The following is a 15,103-nucleotide window of genomic DNA, read 5'->3' on the forward strand; positions in this document are numbered from 1 at the left end:
GAGAGTTCTCCCGCGGTTCCACCCTAGTTGCTGAGGATGTGAATCACTCAGCCTCTTTTTAAAGGGTTGCTCGAGAATGCCTTTCGTTGCGCGCTCATCCTTAGCTTACACTGCCCTAAGGTCGCTTGTATGAGTTGGACGCAAGTACTTCTTTCTGTCACTGCAACATATTTTATAATAAATGATCATATAAAAAGATGGGCAGAATGTCAACTTTTGTTTTCATCCAAAAGGTTCTTCATGCTTTCCATCTGGTCTAAAAACCGTTTTGACTTTAAATAAAGTCCTGAATATTCCTCGTAATACAGATCAATGACCTGTTTAATTTCGTTTTTGGTTTCCTGTTTTAACGAGACGCTGCCGAGCCTTCCGATATCAAAGTAATAAAAAAGCCTTAGCAGCCTTGCCGTTTGCGGCGAAATCGGAACTCTGTACGGATCCTTTTCAAAGCAACGGTGGCAGATAAAACCGTTATCTCTTATCGAAAAATGAAACGTCCCTTCCCCGCTTTTGCAGTGGACACAATGATTCAGCTCCGGATACAGCCCCATGACGCCGAGCATTTTCATCTGCACGATGAATGTGATCACGTCCGGGTCAGTCCCGTCATTCAGCCTCTTAAAGGATTCGAGAATCAATTCGAATAAATAGGGGTTCGGTTTCTTCTCTTCCGTTCCTTTGTCAGTGAGTTCAGCGATAAAAGCGGCATACGCCGTCAAAAATAAATCTTCTCTGATCGTTCTCATGCTGAGAATCATTTCACCCTGCTGGAGCGTGCCGAGTCCGGATGTTCTTTGCATTAAAAATGACCCGTACAAAAACGGCTGGCTGACTGCTGACAGCCGGCTGGCTGACTTCCTGGCGCCTCTTGCCATGACGCCGATTTTGCCGTGTTCCCTCGTCAGCAATGTCACGATTTTATTCGTCTCCCCGTAGTCATTCGTACGGAGCACGATTCCTTCACATTTAGTCAGCATTTCCGCACCTTCCAACAACGGGAGGGGCCAAGAGGTTTACAAAATTGGAAAATCAATTCGGGCTAGCTCATCTTCCGGTTCTTCGGGTCTTTCCAGGTTCTCTTTTTCCAGTTCTTTAAAAAGAAGGTACGTATCAACACTTCCTGTTTGAGAAAATACGTTCCAGGTAAAATTCAACACAAAAAACCCACCTTTCATCATTAAACTAGCTTGCCAATCCAAATTCTTACCCTTATCTTGACCTGATGTCCTCCTTTTCATGTTAAACAAATTTTGCTAACGAATCCTTGTTTCTGTGAGGTAATCCCACACATCAGGCATGCGCCTCAGATGAATTAATATTCATCCTCTTTGAAGCCGAAATCACGCAGCTGAGACATTTTATTCCGCCAGTCCTTCTGCACTTTCACCCATAATTCGAGGTAAACGCGTGAACCCAGCAGCGCTTCAATATCAGCCCGCGCTCTTTTGCCGACTTCTTTCAGAAGCGCTCCTTTTTTCCCGATGACGATGCCTTTTTGAGAATCCCGCTCAACCACAATGGTGGCGGCGACATGGACGGAGCCGTTCTCCTGCCCTTTAATGGACTCGATAGCGACAGCGATGCTGTGCGGCACTTCTTCCCTTGTCAGATGGAGCACCTTTTCCCTGATCAGTTCAGAAATAATGAACCGCTCGGGATGGTCAGTCACCTGATCGCTCGGATAGAACTGAGGCCCTTCCGGTAAATACGCTTCAATCTGCGCGAGAAGGGTTTCAACGTTGTTCCCTTCCAAAGCTGAGATCGGCACGATTTCTTTAAACGGATAGCGCGTACGGTACTCATCAATTAAAAGAAGCAGCTGGTCGGGGTGGATCTTATCAATTTTGTTTACGATCAGAAAGACCGGCGTGGACGTCTGTCCGAGCTTTTCAATGATAAACTCGTCGCCCTTTCCGTACCCTTCTTCGGCGTTAATCATAAATAACACCAAGTCAACTTCTTTCAGCGTATTCTGCGCCACTTTCATCATAAAATCGCCAAGCTTGTGCTTCGGTTTGTGAATGCCCGGTGTATCAATAAAAATGGTCTGCGACGTGCCGGTTGTCAGCACCCCTTGGACTTTATTTCTTGTCGTCTGGGGTTTGTCGCTCATGATGGCGATCTTTTGACCGATGACCCTGTTTAAAAAGGTAGACTTTCCTACGTTCGGTCTTCCGATGATAGATACAAATCCTGATTTAAAGCTTTCGTTCGTCATGTAAATCCTCCGATGAAAATGCGCCCGGCAATAATTCTTCCGCAGTCATTTCTTTTATTTGTCCTTGTAAGTTGGTCAGAATAACAAGCATATCCTTTGAGCACAGCTCGGAAATTACTTGTCTGCAGGCTCCGCACGGCGAAACCGGTCCCGGAGTATCCGCAGCCACGGCGAGCATCGCAAATTCCGTATCCCCCTCGGAAACAGCTTTGAATATCGCCGTGCGTTCAGCACAGTTGCACATGCTGTATGCCGCATTTTCAATGTTGCAGCCTCTGTACACTTTTCCGTCTTTGGTAAGAAGAGCGGCTCCCACTCTGAAATTTGAATACGGTACATACGCTGTGTCCCGTGCTTTTAATGCTTCTGCAATCAATTCTTGTCTGTTCATGTGTACTTAATTCCTCTCTTACCTTTATCCTGTATGATACCGCTGTCACTTTTATTTTACATAATTATGATCGGTTTTTCACGCCCATTTTTGGCAATGTAAAATAATTGTAAGAATCTTCTGCTAACATATCTTCGGCAGGAAGATGAGTAAACCAATGATACACGATATCACGGCAAAGACGCAAACGGCTCCGGCGGCCGCGTCCTTTGCCGCTTTTGCGAGCGGGTGATACTGATCGGTAACTAAATCCACAACATGCTCTATCGCCGTATTTAAAAGCTCCAAAGCAAGCATCCCTCCGATCAGCACCAAAACAACGGCCCATTCGGCTGTGCTCAGCCCGGTGAGAAAACCGCAAACGATAACGGCGCAGGCCGCGGTAATATGAAATTGAAAATTCCGCTCTGACCGCGCCGTTTTCCAGATTCCCCTCCATGCATGGACAAAGCTCTTCAGGAACCTGCTCCACTCATTTTTATGATCTCGTGAGTCCATACTCATCCAGCAAATCCTTTTGCTTTGAAAACATTTCTTCCTCTTCTTCTTTTGTCATGTGATCATAGCCAAGCAAATGCAAAAAGCCGTGCACGGCCAGAAAACCGAGCTCTCTCATAAACGAATGGCCGTACTCTTCCGCCTGCTCTTTCGTTCTGTCTGCGCTGATGATAATATCTCCTAAAACAGGCGGCATGTCGGCGCCTACGATTTCAACCTCGTCTTCGCCTTCTTCTTCAAGCGCAAATGAAATGACGTCAGTCGGAGTGTCTTTTCCCCGGTAGTCTCTGTTGATTTCTCTGATTTCTTCATTTGTCACAATCGTGACCGATACTTCAGCCTGATCCTGAACGCCTTCTTTTTCCGCCGCGAATTGGAGCAGCTTCTCCACTTCTTGGAGCGCATCAGCTGAGACGCTGTTCGTTTCATCAACAATATCTATGAGTAAACCCATTTATTTCACCTTCTTCGTAGCCTCCGGATATTCAATCCGGGAGTGGAAAATTCCTTTTAAAGTCGCACATAGCGTTTTGGCGATCGTATCCAGTTCTCGGAACGTGAGATCACATTCTGAGAATTGTCCGTCCTGAAGCTTATCGGATATAATTCCCCGCACCAGTTTTTCGATCCGCTCGGGATTGGGATTATGCATGGAACGGACGGCGGCTTCAACGCTGTCGGCCACTGAGATAATAGCCGCTTCTTTCGATTGCGGCTTCGGCCCCGGGTAGCGGAACTCTTTCTCTGTAATCTGGTCGCCCTTTTCTTTCGCTTTATAATAAAAGAATTTTAAAAGGGACGTTCCGTGATGCTGCTCCGCGATATCCACAAGCTCTTTCGGAAACTTATAGCTTCTGAGCATATTCGCACCGTCTGTCGTATGTGCGATAATGATATTTTTGCTGAGCTGCGGAGACAGCTTGTCATGCGGATTATCCATATTCATCTGATTTTCAATAAAATATTGCGGACGTTTCGTTTTGCCGAGATCGTGATAATACGCTCCGACCCGTGCCAAAAGACCGTTTGCCCCTACGGCTTCACAAGCCGCTTCCGACAGATTTGCCACCATGACGCTGTGATGATATGTACCGGGTGTTTCCGTTAAAATCTTTCGAAGCAGGGGATGATTCGGATTAGACAGTTCAATCAGCCTCATCGTTGAAAGAATGCCGAATCCCGTCTCAAAAAACGGCATCAGACCGATAATTAAAACGGATGAAGCAAGTCCCGAGACGACCCCCATCAGCATCAGCGTTCCGATTTCAACAGGTGACAGCGCCGTATTTTGTATTAATAAAAGCGACAGCACGATAATCATATTAATAAATGAGACGAACAGTCCCGCCTGCAATATTTTTGATCTCGCATTGTGTTTCCCCAAAAACAGAATGCCTGAAATGCTGCTGATTAAATAGTAAATGCCGATGACGTAATTAAATGTTCCCGTCACACCCTGATTAAACATCATACTGCCGCAGATCGCCAGAATGATGCTTCCTAAAATGGCGAGCCTTTCATTGAGCAGCAGCCTGATTAAAATCGCGCCGGCGGCGATCGGCACAAGATAGCCGATATTGGTGTATTCAATCTTCTGAAAGAGACTGACGACTTCCATAATGACGAGAATAAGCGTTGTAATGATAGAAAACAGCAAAAGAGATTTATTTTTCAGCTTAAGCTCCTGCTGCTGTTTCTCAAAATAGTAGACAAGCGTGGCAATAAACAGCCCGATCATCAGAAGCAGACCGCTGATCGGTTTTAACAGGTTGGAATTATTCAAAAGCCCCGTCAGTTCAAGCTTCCTGTATACTTCCCGGTCGATCAGATCATTCTCTTCCACGAGAACCTGTCCCTGTTTGATCTGTACCGGCTGGACGCTGTCTGACGCTTCCTGGCGTTTTTCATCCGTCGCTTTCGGATCAAATACGTAATTCGGGATGACCGCGTATTTTCCGATTTCAGTCGCAGCCGCTAAATATTTTGACGGCACAGAAGCGCTTTTGAGCTCTTTTGCGACCTTATCCTTCGCTTCGGCAAGCTTTTCAGAAGGAATTTCACTGCTCATCACCGTATTCACCGCGGTAATGACGGAATCCCTCACAAATGAGAAATCTTCATTGTTTGCATGGAGAAGCGATTTAATGGCATCTTCCGAGACGGATTCATTGACATCCTGTGTCAGCTTGTTTTTCACCGATTTGACCAGTGATTTTTCCGAAGGTGACTTTTTGTCTTTTTCCGCATCTTTTTTCACTTCGCCGATGCTGTCAAAAATGGAAGTGATCAGGTCAAGCCGGTTGTCGGTATAGCCTTTTTTCAGAGTGTATTGATCTTCCACCGCATCTTCGGCCGCCTGTTTTTTCGATTCCGTCGCCTGCTGATCTTCCACTGTGGCGGGCGCGTAAATCGTCTTATCACTGACTGAAAACAAATCCAAATTAAGTGATTCAGGTTTTACATGAATAAAGAGCAAACCAAACATGATCGCTGAAAGCAGCAGGTACAGCAGCACATGGGCTGAGCGGGCATGTCTGAAACTGCGGAACCGTTCCCGGGCGCTTTTGCCCTTTCCCTTCTTTTTCAAAACAAGAACCTCCTCCCTGAAACATCAGGAACACATCATATAAAAATGACCCGATAACGGGAGATCGGGTCATTTTCGCATTACTTTTGCTTATCATAAGCTTCAATAATTTTTGCAACAAGCGGATGCCTGACCACATCTGTCTGGTCAAGTTCAATAACGGAGATGCCGTTTATGTCCTTCAGCATATCCTTCGCTACTGCAAGTCCCGATGTGACGCCTTTCGGCAGGTCAATTTGGCTTACGTCGCCCGTAATGATCATTTTAGAGCCAAAACCCAATCTCGTCAAAAACATTTTCATTTGAGCGGGAGTGGTATTCTGGGCTTCATCAAGAATCACATACGCGTCGTCAAGCGTCCGCCCTCTCATATAGGCAAGCGGGGCGATTTCGATAACCCCTCTTTCCATAAGACGCTCCGTATGGTCGCTTCCGAGCACATCATGGAGCGCGTCATACAGCGGGCGCAGATAAGGATCTACTTTTTCCTTTAAATCTCCGGGCAGAAAACCGAGGCTCTCGCCGGCTTCCACAGCGGGTCTTGTTAAAATGATTTTTTTAATGTGGCCGTTTTTTAAAGCATGCACCGCTTTTACGACCGCCAAATAAGTTTTGCCGGTTCCCGCCGGCCCGATGCCGAACACCATGTCGTTTTTCTTCATCGCCGCCACATATTCTCTTTGGCCGAGGGTTTTGACACGGATCGGTTTGCCTTTTGCCGTTTTCGTTATTTCCTCTTCATACATGCTTTCAAAATAGTCCAGTTCATCTTTTTTTGCCATTTTCACGGCATACAGCACATCACGTTCCGAAATCTCGATCCCCTTACGAATTAAAGTAAGGAGCGAGCCTAATAATCTGTCAGCGATCTCAAATGTTTCATCATTCCCGGAAACGTAAATGGTTTCACCGCGTGTGATGAGGCTAATGCCCAGATCCTTCTCCATTAAATGTAAAAAGGCATCTTGGCTGCCGAACAAAGAAAGTGCTTCGTCCGGGCTTTTCAGTTTGTGATTAATCGCAAGTAAATGTTCTGCCATTCTTTAGTCTCCCTGAACAATAGGTGTGGTTTGAACGATATCTTCTATAACTTGGTAGAGAATAATCAACTTTACTTTACCATTCTCAACGGATTGGTGCAAAACTTTTTCACTTTCCACCTCTCCGCTGCCGTTTAATCGCTTTTCTACATCTTGTCTTCCCATTTTGATACCGGCCTGAACCGCTTCGCCTTTCGTATAAGTCCGCACGGTTGTTTCACTTTCTCTTGTCTGTTCTTGAACGTAAGAAACCGGAAGCTTCATCCCCAGAAATTGAAACGGGTGCTTTTCTTCCTCTGTTTTCGGATGTTTCAGCGGCTCCTCATTAAATTCAAAGCCCCAAAAAGGCACGCCCCATGATCCGAAAGACAGCTTGTGCTTCGTCCTTACTTTACCCGTATATAGCGTAAATGATGTTTCAAGAGGCACGGTTACTTCTGACTTGTACCATGTTTCTCCGTAAATTTCCGCTTTTGAGGCGACTTTCCGATCTTCATTTCCGATCAGTCCTGAGACGAGGAGCTGTCCTTTGTTAACATGATCGTTCACAAAAGCCATCGGCTGCCCCTTTTGCACGAACATCCTTTTGATGACCGCCTTCTTTTTGGCAACGATATGGCGGGGGCTCACGTACTTTTCTTTTGTCGGTTCGTTTTTTTCGACCACTTTCATATGAAGGGCTGTCCCGTTCAATTCCACACCGACCCACGTAATATTATCAATGCCGTTTGTTAATGATTTTTGAATTTTCTCCGGCGTCATCATTAAAAATTGCAAACGGCCTTTTTTCACACCGATTTCTTCAAGGTGCTTTACCATCTGATGCTCTGTTTCGGGCTTGGCCCCTTTAATATCAATGTCCCAAATCATGTTGGACAAAAGAAACAATATAATGAAAAACATCACAAATCCCGCAGTGAAGCCCAGGTTTAATTTTGATTTGAGAAGCAGAAAGGGAAGACCCTTTCTTTTTGTAAAGCTTGCTTTGCATTCATGTTTTCTGATGACTCTTCTGAAAGCATGTACATCTTGAAGCTGAATCATCAGCAGAACACAGTCTTGCTTTTTTTTCACCGCAAAGATGGCGATTCCGTTTCTCGTGCATTCATTCAGCAGCCGTTCAATCCCTTTTCCTTTGACTTCCATTTGGACTTTACCCGAAAAAAATGACAGCCATTTGTTTTTCACATTATTTCCCCCCGGCTTTATGAATCGACATATCGTACGTGATCTATCGTGCCTTCCAAAAGAATTTCCTCAGGAAGGATTGCCTTAATGACCAAGTTTTTTCCTGATATGATACATTGCCCCTGCTTGAGCATCAGCCTGACTTCTTCTTCGCTGAACAGCAGGAGGCCTCTGTGATTCTCTATGTAGATATGAAGTCTGCCGACCATCGTAATACGAGGCAGATCCATCATAACGTCCGGGGGAATTTCCAATGCTCTTGTCAGCCATGCCTTTACACGATTCTTTCTTTGCCCCATAAAAAAAGAACCCCCTTTCATCTCATATGTATGATTTGAAAAGGGGTTCTAACACTTTATTTTTTACCGATGCTCCGCATGGTCCGGTGCGGTTTTTTTGCACGGGGCGGACCCAAAACCTCACTGAATATAATGCCTTGAACCGCAGTTTCTTTATTTATTTTGAGGGCTGATTTCTTCAGAGACGCGTTTCGTGCGCGTTGAGATGTCAGCTTATGTTCAAGCCCGTTAAACATCTGCTCCGTCTCCGCTAAGCGCTTTTCAGCTTCCCTTCTTTTTTGCTCAAAAGGGTTCTCTTCTGAAACGGCAGGCAATTCTACCGCTTCCGGCTTATGCTCTTTCTGCGGCTGTTTTTGATCCTGCTTTTTTGCCTGATTTTCGGGACGTGTACCCGGCGGCCGTTTTTCATCTTTGTTTTTCTTGCCGAATATTGCCGATATAATGCCGATGACGGCGGCAATGACGAGCGGATTTGTCAGAATCTCGTGCATATAGCGGCTCCCTCCTTAATAGAGAGGTTATTGTTGGTCTTCATCTTGCTGGTCATTCGTCAGCTTGCCGATAGAATCCCTCATGTCCGTATCCGCGTCGATATTTTTTATGTTCATATAGTCCATGACGCCGATGTTTCCTTCACGCAGCGCTTCTGCCATCGCAAGCGGCACTTCGGCTTCTGCTTCCACGACTTTTGCACGCATTTCTTCTACGCGAGCGCGCATTTCCTGCTCTTGGGCGACCGCCATGGCACGGCGCTCTTCGGCTTTGGCCTGCGCAATGTTTTTGTCTGCTTCTGCCTGATCCGTTTGAAGAATCGCTCCGATGTTTTTGCCGATATCAACGTCGGCGATGTCAATCGAAAGAATTTCAAAGGCGGTGCCTGAATCCAGCCCTTTGCCAAGTACGGTCTGCGAAATCATATCAGGGTTTTCCAGCACTTTTTTATGATTACCCGAGGAACCGATTGTCGAGACAATCCCTTCTCCGACACGGGCGACAACCGTCTCTTCTCCCGCTCCTCCGACAAGGCGCTCGATATTGGCTCTTACGGTGATTCTGGCTTTTGCTTTTACTTCAATTCCGTCCATGGCGACACCCGCGATAAACGGTGTTTCAATGACCTTCGGATTGACGCTCATCTGTACGGCTTCCAATACGTCACGCCCGGCCAGGTCAATGGCTGCGCAGCGTTCAAATGTCAGCTCAATATTGGCGCGCTGTGCCGCAATCAGGGCATTGACTACCCTGTCGACATTACCACCGGCCAGATAATGGCTTTCGAGCTGATTTGTTGTTGCGGATAGGCCGGCTTTGTGCGCTTTAATTAACGGATTGACAACGCGGCTTGGTATGACGCGCCGCAGCCTCATCCCGACCAAAGTGAAAATGCTGATTCTGACTCCTGCCGCAAGCGCCGAAATCCATAGCATCACCGGTACAAAGGTGAAGAATATGGCTAACACGATTATGGCAGCTGCAACTATTGCTAAAATCGCCAAACTTGACAGTTCCATCTAATTCCTCCTCAAGGTTATCATCTATATTTCTCTCACGACAATGCGTGAGCCTTCCGCTTTCACTACTTTCACCTGTCTGTCTTTTTCAGTGAATGATCCTTCCGAGACGACATCCAGACGTTCATCATCAATAATGACGGTGCCTGACGGTCTGAGGGCTGTAGCGGTAACGCCGACTTTCCCCAACAGCTCCGTCCGGTTCTGATTTGAAACATAACCGCTCTCCGTGCTTGTTGAATCAGTTAATATTAATTTTTTAAAGAATTTCATTCGTTTCCCCAACACCCTTGTTAATATGATAAAGGCTGTAATAGACACAGCAATGGCGATCAAGAGAGAAACCGCCATTACGGTAAAGCTGCCCGCAGCGAGAAAGAGGCTCGCGATGACGCCTGCAATACCGATAAGACCGATTATGCCTCCGGGCAGAAATATCTCTAAAAGGATAAAAACCAAGCCCGCGCAAAATAAGAATACGCTGTCATAGCCGGCGAATCCGGCAGCGATATGCCCGGTGAAAAACAGCAGCATGGCCGTCAGTCCGACGGCACCCGGTATCCCGAGGCCCGGCGAGAACAATTCAATGGTCAAACCAAGCAAAGCAAGCGTTAATAAGACGGGGACAACAAACGGATTTGTCAGCCATCTGCCCAGTTTGCCGACGAAACCTTCTTTTGCATGGTGAACATCCGCTTTGTCAAAACCTAGCTTTGTATATAAAGCATCAAGGTCTGAAACCGTGCCCTCCGAATATCCGACTTCCTTGGCTTTTTCAGCTGTCAGTGTCAGCAGTTTTCCCTTTGGGGCGCCCGCTTCCTTTGCATTGATGGCGGGATCTGCCATGGCCAGGGCGTATTTCTGATTTCGGTTGTTTTTAACCGCTGCGTCCTCCATTTCTGCATGCCACAGTGATTGAGCCTTTTTGTCCGCCGCGTTTCCTTTTCCGTCGATGATGGCTGCGGCACCCATTTTTCCGCCCGGCGCCATATAGATTTCATCTGCCTGAAGCGCTATATACGCTCCGGCAGAAAGCGCCCGTTTATTAACGTAAGCGGTAACAGGCACATCCGCGCGGCCGATGATATCCGCAATATCCAAGGCTGATTGAACGGCGCCTCCCGGTGTATTGATGTCAAGAATAATGTGTGACGCGCCGGACTCCTTCGCTTCTTTGAAAGAACGCGATAAAAACGAGGCGAGCCCCTGTTCGACATTTTTCTCAACCGGGATGACATAAACCGATGGATGATCAGCTTTCGCGTTCAATTGAACCCCTAATAAAGATAATACAAATAAGCCCAATAGAGCAACAGCAATTCCGGTTTTTTTTCGGAACAAGGCAAATATACCCTCCTTCCCGTTTCGTTCTTCTTTATATACGTAACAAATGTACTTTAGTTTCATTTTTTTATGTATAAAAAAAGACATCTCTCTAGGAAAGATGTCTTTTTTCTCGTCAATTAAGATAATTGACTGCTGACAAGTCTGTTAATTACGCTGCCGTCAGCTTTACCTTTTACTTTAGGCATAATAGCACTCATCACTTTGCCCATGTCCGCTTTGGAGCTCGCACCGACTTCAGCGATGGTTTCATTTACAATTGTCTGCAGCTCTTCTTCAGAAAGCTGCTTCGGTAAATAAATTTCTAAAATGTCCAGCTCTTTTTGAACTTTATCTACTAAATCTAAACGATCAGCGTTTGAAAATTCATGGAGGGAGTCTTTACGTTGCTTAAGTTCACGAGATAGGACAGTAAGTTCCTCATCCTCGGTCAAACTGTCTTTCTTAAGCTTAATTGCTTCGTTTTGAAGTGAAGCTTTCACCATTCGAACGACAGTCAGTTTGTCTTTCTCACGGCTTTTCATATACAGCTTCATATCTTGGTTAAGTCGCTCAAGAAGACTCATAAATCCACCCTCTTTTAGAATTTGCGTTTTCTAGCAGCTTCTGACTTTTTCTTGCGCTTTACGCTAGGTTTTTCATAAAATTCGCGCTTTCTTGCTTCTTGCAAAGTACCTGTCTTTGATACACTGCGTTTGAAGCGACGAAGAGCATCTTCAAGCGATTCGTTTTTTCTAACGACCGTTTTTGACATTCTCTTTCCCTCCCTCCGAATACACCAATCGACTACCTTTAAAAAGATACATATATAAACATGTACTTTGACATTATAATATAAGCCATCAGTCAGGTCAACTAAGCGAGCTCACTTTTCCGTCATGAATAAGGCTGCTTGTCTATATAATGATGGAAAGGGGTGTTTCGTTTGATAATACTGATTCTCTTTACCGCACTTATCCTGTTTTTTTTACTCGGAATGAGCCTGCTCAGGCAGGGCCTGATCGCATTAACGTATTCAAAAATTGAGAAAAGCCTGCTCTTATTTACCGACCACCCTTTGAAAGCTTTTCTCATAAGCATCATATTCACCGGTTTTCTTCAGAGCAGCTCAGCCTTCATGGTCATTGTCATCGGCTTTGTCAGCGCAGGCGCTTTATCTTTTAAACGGACCATTCCGATGATTCTCGGCACGAATGTCGGCTCCACATTTACGACGGAGTTTTTAGCCATAAAGATGGATGTGCTCATTTGGGTGCTTTTTATCGGAGGCCTTGTGTTTATCCTCATCCGTAAATATCCGTTCAGGCAGATCGGTATAAGCTTCCTCGGTCTCAGCATCATCTTTTTTTGCATCACATGCTTCAGCCGGCTTGCCGTTCCGCTGACAGAAATGAAGGCGGGGGCGGAGGTTTTGCGCCATGTGAATGATTCGAGCTGGTCCGCTCTTTTTATCGGTATGATATTGACGGCAATCATTCATTCAAGCTCCGTCTGCATCGGCATTTTGATGAGTTTTATGAACGAAGGGGTGATCGGCATTGAACAAGCGGTCAGCGTCGTTCTGGGATCTAATATCGGGACATGCGTCACGGCCGTCATGGCTGCTGTTTCAGGCGGTTATGCCGCCAGACAGACCGCCGGTGCTCACGTAGTGTTTAATATTCTCGGCGTACTGCTCGTCTTTCCCTTCCTGTCTGCATCAGCAGGTATTACGGAGCGCTTGTCTGATGATCCCGCGCAGATGATTGCGCATTTCAGCCTGTTATTTAACGTAGTCACCGCCTTATTGTTTCTGCCGTTCACACATTTGTTTTACCGGCTGATTGACAGGATGATTCCTCCGAAACCGTAAAAAAACCGATGCGGGAAGGCACCGGTTTTTTTATCTGTTATGAAGACATGCGCATGTTCCGGGTCATTTCATCCTCAACGACGCGGACGAATTGTCCTTCATTATACGGATAGCCCGCTTTTTGAATTTTGACTTTGACAAGTTTGCCGATTACATCTTCCGTGCCTTTGAAGACGACTTTCATGTAATTGTCCGTATAGCCGACGAACATGCCGTCCTCATCAGACTCTTTAAATGCCTCTTCCGGAATGATTTCCAGAACCTCTCCTTCATAATCGGAGGCGTATTCTTTGGCAAGCTGGTCAGACAGCGCAATCAGCTTATGCACCCGTTCGTTTTTCACGTTCTCGTCAACCTGGTCTTCCATTCTGGCCGCAGGTGTTCCGGTACGTTTGCTGTAAGGGAATACGTGAAGCTCTGAAAACTTATGTTCTTTAATGAACCGGTATGTTTCCATAAATTCTTCTTCCGTTTCACCCGGGAAACCGACGATGACATCAGATGTGACGGCAAGACCCGGCAGCGCTTCTTTCAGCTTATTTAAACGGTCCGCGAAAAATTCCATCGTATATTTGCGTCTCATCCGTTTCAGAACGGTGTTTGATCCTGACTGAATCGGGATATGAAGGTGGCGGACGATTTTATCAGACGCGTCCAGCACTTCAATCACTTCATCAGTGATTTGGCTTGCTTCAATAGATGAAATTCTGATCCGCTTCAGTCCTTCTACACGTGTATCAAGCTCGCGGAGAAGCTTGGCGAAATTATAATCTTTCATATCTTCGCCGTAGCCGCCCGTATGAATCCCCGTCAGGACGATTTCTTTATAGCCGGCATCCACCAGCTGCTGCGCCTGTTTAATGACTTCTTCCGGATCGCGGGAACGAAGCAGGCCGCGCGCCCAAGGGATAATGCAGAACGTACAGAAGTTATTGCAGCCCTCTTGGATTTTTAACGACGCTCTTGTGCGGTCAGTAAAAGCGGGAACATCCAGCTCTTCAAACACGCGTGCTTTCATAATATTGCCGACGCCGTTGATCGGCTGACGCTCTTCCCTGTACTGCTCAATGTAACCGAGCATTTTTTCACGATCCTGCGTGCCGACGACGATGTCAACACCCGGGATGGCCATAATTTCTGCCGGAGAGGTTTGCGCATAGCACCCTGTTACGCAGATGACGCCGTCAGGATTTTGGCGGATCGCCCGTCTGATGACTTGACGGCTTTTTTTATCTCCCGTGTTTGTTACCGTACATGTATTAATGACATATACATCTGCTGTCTGTTCGAATTCTTTTCGTTCATAACCCGCATCTTTAAACAGCTGCCAGATTGCTTCTGTTTCATAATGATTGACCTTGCAGCCAAGGGTATGAAAAGCAACAGTTGCCATTACTGATCACCTCTTAATAACTCTGTATGATAGGAAACTGCGCTTAACGCGTAAAGAGGCGCAGTTTCAGTCCGTAAAATTCTCGGTCCGAGGCCGCATAAGACGGCGCCTTTTTCTGAAAGCTGATGAACTTCAGACTCAGTCAGACCGCCTTCAGGGCCGAATACGATTAAAAGAGACGAACCTTGCGGAAGGCTTTTAAGCTCCGCGGCGAAAGCGCCCGTTTCTCCCTGCTTTGATGACTCCTCGTATGCAACGACACATTTATCGACATTCTCCGCCATTTCAAGCAGCTGCCGGAACGTATGAACGGTTTTCACTTCGGGAATTTCATTGCGGTACGATTGCTCCGCCGCTTCCTTCGCGATTTTCGCCCATCTCTCCCGCTTTTTCTTTGCCTTTTTGTCGTCTAGCTTAACGACGGATCTGGCGCCTTGAAAGGGGATGAACATACTAGCCCCCAGCTCGGTCCCTTTTTGGATAATCCATTCAAGCTTATCGCCTTTCGGAAGGCCGCTGGCAATCCTGATCTTCAAAGGCAGTTCACGGTTTTCACCCGTCCATTCAGCAATGCTGCATGATATATGATCTTTAGAAACCGCTTTGAGCAGGCATAACGCTTCATGGCCGTCTTTCGAACAGCAGATAATCCGGTCTCCCGCACTCATTCTCATGACGTTCGCTATATGGTGGACGTCTTCCCCCGTAATTTGAAAATCGGGAGTTTCGTCCATCTCCTGCTTCGTGAGCTCGATAAAATATCGTTGCATACGCTGTGACAC

At 46.3% G+C, this 15,103-nt stretch carries 17 protein-coding genes and 1 pseudogene; 1 reads left to right on the forward strand and 17 read right to left on the reverse strand.

Annotated features, from left to right (window positions below):
* Window positions 1–209: 209 nt before the first annotated feature.
* The 15 genes and pseudogenes from recO to rpsU all read right to left on the reverse strand — a co-directional run bounded on the left by recO (window position 210) and on the right by rpsU (window position 11,830).
* Window positions 210–977 carry a DNA repair protein RecO gene (gene recO, locus ACWJJS_RS13000; protein ID WP_003152982.1) on the reverse strand — a complete coding sequence of 256 codons (768 nt, stop codon included), beginning with the start codon at window positions 975–977 and terminating at the stop codon, window positions 210–212.
* A 36-nt stretch (window positions 978–1,013) separates the two neighbouring features.
* Entirely contained in the window at window positions 1,014–1,157 is a 144-nt protein-coding gene (locus ACWJJS_RS13005) for a YqzL family protein (RefSeq protein WP_007408286.1), read from the reverse strand.
* A 155-nt stretch (window positions 1,158–1,312) separates the two neighbouring features.
* Window positions 1,313–2,218 carry a GTPase Era gene (gene era, locus ACWJJS_RS13010; protein ID WP_007408285.1) on the reverse strand — a complete coding sequence of 302 codons (906 nt, stop codon included), beginning with the start codon at window positions 2,216–2,218 and terminating at the stop codon, window positions 1,313–1,315.
* Window positions 2,199–2,609 (reverse strand): cytidine deaminase, encoded by a 411-nt coding sequence (locus tag ACWJJS_RS13015; protein ID WP_003152976.1) that lies wholly within the window; start codon window positions 2,607–2,609, stop codon window positions 2,199–2,201. The genes era and ACWJJS_RS13015 overlap by 20 nt, the downstream gene beginning before the upstream one ends.
* Window positions 2,610–2,732: 123 nt before the next feature.
* Complete coding sequence (locus ACWJJS_RS13020; RefSeq protein WP_003152974.1) at window positions 2,733–3,107, reverse strand: diacylglycerol kinase family protein; 375 nt, start codon at window positions 3,105–3,107, stop codon at window positions 2,733–2,735.
* Window positions 3,088–3,561, reverse strand: coding sequence for an rRNA maturation RNase YbeY (gene ybeY, locus ACWJJS_RS13025; protein WP_003152973.1), 474 nt, complete (start codon window positions 3,559–3,561; stop codon window positions 3,088–3,090). Before ybeY ends, ACWJJS_RS13020 begins: the two co-directional genes overlap by 20 nt.
* Window positions 3,562–5,694: an HD family phosphohydrolase gene (locus tag ACWJJS_RS13030; RefSeq protein ID WP_015387990.1), complete on the reverse strand. Its 2,133-nt coding sequence runs from the start codon at window positions 5,692–5,694 to the stop codon at window positions 3,562–3,564.
* Window positions 5,695–5,774: 80 nt separating this feature from the next.
* Window positions 5,775–6,734, reverse strand: a complete 960-nt coding sequence (locus tag ACWJJS_RS13035) for a PhoH family protein (protein WP_003152970.1) — start codon at window positions 6,732–6,734, stop codon at window positions 5,775–5,777.
* Window positions 6,698–7,922 (reverse strand): annotated as a pseudogene (gene yqfD, locus ACWJJS_RS13040) (sporulation protein YqfD). Before yqfD ends, ACWJJS_RS13035 begins: the two are co-directional and overlap by 37 nt.
* A 17-nt stretch (window positions 7,923–7,939) precedes the next feature.
* Window positions 7,940–8,221 carry a sporulation protein YqfC gene (gene yqfC, locus ACWJJS_RS13045; protein ID WP_003152966.1) on the reverse strand — a complete coding sequence of 94 codons (282 nt, stop codon included), beginning with the start codon at window positions 8,219–8,221 and terminating at the stop codon, window positions 7,940–7,942.
* Window positions 8,222–8,277: 56 nt separating this feature from the next.
* Complete coding sequence (locus ACWJJS_RS13050; protein ID WP_173613047.1) at window positions 8,278–8,712, reverse strand: hypothetical protein; 435 nt, start codon at window positions 8,710–8,712, stop codon at window positions 8,278–8,280.
* A 27-nt stretch (window positions 8,713–8,739) separates the two neighbouring features.
* A complete protein-coding gene (floA, locus tag ACWJJS_RS13055) occupies window positions 8,740–9,732 on the reverse strand; it encodes a flotillin-like protein FloA (RefSeq protein WP_003152961.1) in 993 nt (330 codons plus the stop codon).
* A gap of 24 nt (window positions 9,733–9,756) precedes the next feature.
* Window positions 9,757–11,073 carry an NfeD family protein gene (locus tag ACWJJS_RS13060; RefSeq protein ID WP_369614547.1) on the reverse strand — a complete coding sequence of 439 codons (1,317 nt, stop codon included), beginning with the start codon at window positions 11,071–11,073 and terminating at the stop codon, window positions 9,757–9,759.
* Between the two features lie 122 nt (window positions 11,074–11,195).
* Window positions 11,196–11,642, reverse strand: coding sequence for a GatB/YqeY domain-containing protein (locus ACWJJS_RS13065; protein ID WP_003152958.1), 447 nt, complete (start codon window positions 11,640–11,642; stop codon window positions 11,196–11,198).
* 14 nt (window positions 11,643–11,656) lie between these two features.
* A complete protein-coding gene (gene rpsU / locus ACWJJS_RS13070; RefSeq protein ID WP_003152957.1) occupies window positions 11,657–11,830 on the reverse strand; it encodes a 30S ribosomal protein S21 in 174 nt (57 codons plus the stop codon).
* 171 nt (window positions 11,831–12,001) lie between these two features.
* Between rpsU and ACWJJS_RS13075 the strand changes: the two genes are divergently transcribed.
* Window positions 12,002–12,928 carry a Na/Pi symporter gene (locus tag ACWJJS_RS13075; RefSeq protein WP_070082128.1) on the forward strand — a complete coding sequence of 309 codons (927 nt, stop codon included), beginning with the start codon at window positions 12,002–12,004 and terminating at the stop codon, window positions 12,926–12,928.
* Window positions 12,929–12,965: 37 nt separating this feature from the next.
* Here ACWJJS_RS13075 and mtaB read toward each other — a convergent pair whose 3' ends face one another.
* Together mtaB and ACWJJS_RS13085 are read right to left on the reverse strand one after the other, a co-directional pair.
* A complete protein-coding gene (mtaB, locus tag ACWJJS_RS13080; RefSeq protein ID WP_014305444.1) occupies window positions 12,966–14,321 on the reverse strand; it encodes a tRNA (N(6)-L-threonylcarbamoyladenosine(37)-C(2))-methylthiotransferase MtaB in 1,356 nt (451 codons plus the stop codon).
* Window positions 14,321–15,091: a 16S rRNA (uracil(1498)-N(3))-methyltransferase gene (locus ACWJJS_RS13085; RefSeq protein ID WP_003152900.1), complete on the reverse strand. Its 771-nt coding sequence runs from the start codon at window positions 15,089–15,091 to the stop codon at window positions 14,321–14,323. The genes mtaB and ACWJJS_RS13085 overlap by 1 nt, the downstream gene beginning before the upstream one ends.
* Window positions 15,092–15,103 lie beyond the last annotated feature (12 nt).

This window comes from Bacillus sp. JK106 (assembly GCF_053663355.1).

Excerpts from the sequence above, each read along its gene's own strand:
- floA (WP_003152961.1), bottom strand. The coding sequence starts at position 9,732 with ATGGAACTGTCAAGTTTGGCGATTTTAGCAATAGTTGCAGCTGCCATA.
- rpsU (WP_003152957.1), bottom strand. The coding sequence starts at position 11,830 with ATGTCAAAAACGGTCGTTAGAAAAAACGAATCGCTTGAAGATGCTCTT.
- ACWJJS_RS13035 (WP_003152970.1), bottom strand. The coding sequence starts at position 6,734 with ATGGCAGAACATTTACTTGCGATTAATCACAAACTGAAAAGCCCGGAC.
- ybeY (WP_003152973.1), bottom strand. The coding sequence starts at position 3,561 with ATGGGTTTACTCATAGATATTGTTGATGAAACGAACAGCGTCTCAGCT.
- ACWJJS_RS13020 (WP_003152974.1), bottom strand. The coding sequence starts at position 3,107 with ATGGACTCACGAGATCATAAAAATGAGTGGAGCAGGTTCCTGAAGAGC.
- era (WP_007408285.1), bottom strand. The coding sequence starts at position 2,218 with ATGACGAACGAAAGCTTTAAATCAGGATTTGTATCTATCATCGGAAGA.
- ACWJJS_RS13085 (WP_003152900.1), bottom strand. The coding sequence starts at position 15,091 with ATGCAACGATATTTTATCGAGCTCACGAAGCAGGAGATGGACGAAACT.
- recO (WP_003152982.1), bottom strand. The coding sequence starts at position 977 with ATGCTGACTAAATGTGAAGGAATCGTGCTCCGTACGAATGACTACGGG.
- mtaB (WP_014305444.1), bottom strand. The coding sequence starts at position 14,321 with ATGGCAACTGTTGCTTTTCATACCCTTGGCTGCAAGGTCAATCATTAT.
- yqfC (WP_003152966.1), bottom strand. The coding sequence starts at position 8,221 with ATGGGGCAAAGAAAGAATCGTGTAAAGGCATGGCTGACAAGAGCATTG.
- ACWJJS_RS13050 (WP_173613047.1), bottom strand. The coding sequence starts at position 8,712 with ATGCACGAGATTCTGACAAATCCGCTCGTCATTGCCGCCGTCATCGGC.
- ACWJJS_RS13015 (WP_003152976.1), bottom strand. The coding sequence starts at position 2,609 with ATGAACAGACAAGAATTGATTGCAGAAGCATTAAAAGCACGGGACACA.
- ACWJJS_RS13065 (WP_003152958.1), bottom strand. The coding sequence starts at position 11,642 with ATGAGTCTTCTTGAGCGACTTAACCAAGATATGAAGCTGTATATGAAA.